Consider the following 2963-nt stretch of genomic DNA (forward strand, 5'->3'; position numbering starts at 1 on the left):
TCCCTCGACGCTCCGCACATGGTGCGGGCTCGCGAGGCGATCCGCTCGCGCGGCGGCGCCGTTCACAGCAATGTGTTCACGCGTTTCATGCTGTCGATGTTCGGCGTCACGACCTGGCGGAGCGTGCCGGTGCTGCCGGTCGAGATCATGCTGCTGCCGATGTGGTCGCCGTTCCACATCAACAAGATCTCCTACTGGGCGCGCACCACGATGGTGCCGCTGTTGGTGCTGGCGGCGTTGAAGCCGCGGGCGAGGAACCCGAAGGGCGTCACCATCGACGAATTGTTTCTGCAGGACCCGAAGTCGATCGGCATGACGGCAAAGGCGCCGCATCAGAGCTGGGCCTGGTTTCTCCTGTTCCGCAGCCTCGATGCCGTGCTGCGGGTGATCGAGCCGTTGATACCGAAGAAAATGCGTCAGCGCGCGATCGACAGCGCGGTTGCCTTCATCGAGGAGCGGCTGAACGGCGAGGACGGCGTCGGCGCCATCTTCCCGCCGATGGTCAACACGGTGATGATGTATGACGCGCTCGGTAAGGGTCCGGACCATCCGCCGCGCGCCATTGCCCGCCGCTCGGTCGAGAAGCTGTTGGTGATCCGCGAGGACGAGGCCTATTGCCAGCCCTGCGTCTCGCCGGTGTGGGATACCGCACTGACCTGCCATGCCCTGCTCGAGGCCGGCAGCGAACAGGCGGTGTCGCAGGCAAGGCAGGGACTCGACTGGCTGTTGCCGCGGCAGGTGCTGAACGTCAAGGGCGACTGGGCCGTGAAGGCCCCGAACACGCGTCCCGGCGGCTGGGCCTTCCAGTACAACAACGACTATTATCCCGATCTCGACGATACCGCCGTCGTGGTGATGGCGATGGACCGGGCGGCGCGGCAATCCGGCAAGGGCGAATACAAGGAAGCGATGGCCCGCGGCCGCGAGTGGATCGAAGGCATGCAGAGCCGCAATGGCGGCTGGGGCGCCTTCGACGTCGACAATCTCGAATATTACCTCAACAACATCCCGTTTTCGGACCACGGCGCGCTGCTCGATCCGCCGACCGAGGACGTCACCGCGCGCTGCGTCTCGATGCTGGCGCAGCTCGGTGAGACCGCGCAGACCAGCAAGTCGGTGGCTGCGGCGATCGAATATCTGCGCCGGACCCAGCTTGTGGAAGGCTCTTGGTACGGCCGCTGGGGTCTTAACTATATTTATGGAACCTGGTCGGTACTGTGCGCACTGAATGCTGCCGGCGTCGACCACCAGGACCCGATGATCCGTAAGGCCGCCGACTGGCTGGTCTCGATCCAGAACCCTGATGGGGGCTGGGGCGAGGATGCGGAGAGCTACCGACTCGATTACAAGGGGTATGAGCGCGCACCGACCACTGCCTCGCAAACGGCATGGGCTTTGCTTGCTCTGATGGCCGCCGGGGAGGTCGACAATCCGGCGGTCAGGCGTGGGGTGGAGTACCTAAAAAGCACACAGACGGAAAAAGGACTGTGGGACGAGCAGCGATACACTGCTACGGGCTTTCCACGGGTATTTTACTTGCGTTATCATGGATATGCCAAGTTTTTCCCGCTCTGGGCACTGGCCCGGTACCGGAACTTGAACAAGACGAATAGCAGGGTGGTAGGGGTCGGAATGTGACTTTGGGGATTGGGGGCGAACTGGCCTCGGGTAATGGAATTGACCCGCGGCCGGTTCTGATTGTGACTGGCTTGGTGCAGGAGGCGCGGATCGCGGCCGGCCCGGGCATGATGGTCATCTGCAGCAGCAGCGATCCGCGGCAATTGCGTTCGCTGCTGGCCACGCTCGATTCAACAACGTTCAGGGGCGTCATTAGTTTCGGCGTCGCCGGTGGCCTGGATCCTACGCTCAAATCCGGCGACATCGTGGTGGCGACGGAAGTCCTGGCCGGCGACACCCGCTGGCTGGCGGGGTCGGCGCTGAACGAAGAGCTGATCGCCAATGCCGCGCTGGGACGCCGGCGGGTGGTCCGCGGTGGCCTTGCAGGCGTTGAGCAGGTTGTTGCCGGGATCGCCAAGAAGGCCGCGCTGTGGATGGAGACGGGCGCTGCGGCCGTCGACATGGAGAGCCATATTGCGGCGGCCTATGCCGCCGAGGCTGGGGTGCCATTTGCCGCCCTGCGGGTCATCAGCGATCCTGCCAACCGGGCGCTGCCGGCGCTGGCGAGGGATGCGATCAAGCCGAACGGCGACATCGACCTGCGCCTTGTGCTGCGCGGCGTCGCGCGTAATCCCATGACGCTGCGCTCGCTGGTCTCGACCGGGATCGACTTCAACCGCGCGCTGCGCAGCCTGCGCGGCTGCCGTGACCTGCTCCTGGGGGACGGCTTGGTGGCCCGGCTGCCGGAGCCCCTGGTCCGCCAGTTCGCGGCGTAACGGCCTTAACTTTCCTTCGGATGCTCAAAGCCTCCCCCTGAAAGGGGCGGCTATCGCAAGGCGAGGGAGATCTTCTCTCTCGCAGGTCCGTGCCTGGGAGTTAAAGTTCTCGTTTAACTGGAAAATGGCCGTGCAAGACGGCTCAACCGCAAACGAAAGCCCGGTTCCGAGAGATCAGAACCGGGCTTTCGTTATGTGGGCCCGGCCCGGCGCACCGGATCCTGACTTCCCAGACTGTTGCTGGCCCTCAGGCGGCCGTCGAGGCCTTTTCGGCGGTCTTCTGCTGGGCGGCGAGGGCCTCGTCACGGCGGATCTCCGAGAGCTTCTTCTGGACCTGGTCTGAGAAGATGTACTGCGCCGGGCGCTGCTTGGAGAGATCGATTTCGGGTGCCAGCGGCCCCGAGGTGCGGATGCCGCGCAGCGCCACCCACATCGCCTTCAGCGGGTTGGCGAAGGCGGCGTTCGCGGCGGTCGGCTCGTAGCCGCAATGCGCCATGCAGTTGGCGCACTTTTCGTACTTGCCGGTGCCGTAGGAGTCCCAGTCCGTGGTCTCCATCAGCTCCTTGAAGG

The 2963-nt window shown here is 64.6% G+C and carries 3 protein-coding genes; 2 read left to right on the forward strand and 1 reads right to left on the reverse strand.

Translation table 11 applies throughout. From position 1 onward, the window contains the following. Both shc and VHB27_RS12300 read left to right on the forward strand, forming a co-directional pair. Positions 1 to 1638: squalene--hopene cyclase (gene shc, locus VHB27_RS12295; RefSeq protein ID WP_325600749.1), on the forward strand; the 1638-nt coding region annotated here is incomplete at its 5' end. After that, the gene (locus VHB27_RS12300; RefSeq protein WP_325600751.1) at positions 1635 to 2393 is read left to right on the forward strand and encodes a phosphorylase; all 759 of its coding nucleotides are present in this window, start codon (positions 1635 to 1637) and stop codon (positions 2391 to 2393) included. The genes shc and VHB27_RS12300, both read left to right, overlap by 4 nt. Positions 2394 to 2640: 247 nt before the next feature. Here the strand turns inward: VHB27_RS12300 and VHB27_RS12305 are convergent. Further along, positions 2641 to 2963 (reverse strand): DUF3463 domain-containing protein (locus VHB27_RS12305; protein ID WP_325600753.1); only part of this gene is annotated, 323 nt, incomplete at its 5' end.

Origin of the sequence: Rhodopila sp. (assembly GCF_035548235.1) — a bacterium.
Lineage (GTDB): Bacteria > Pseudomonadota > Alphaproteobacteria > Acetobacterales > Acetobacteraceae > Rhodopila.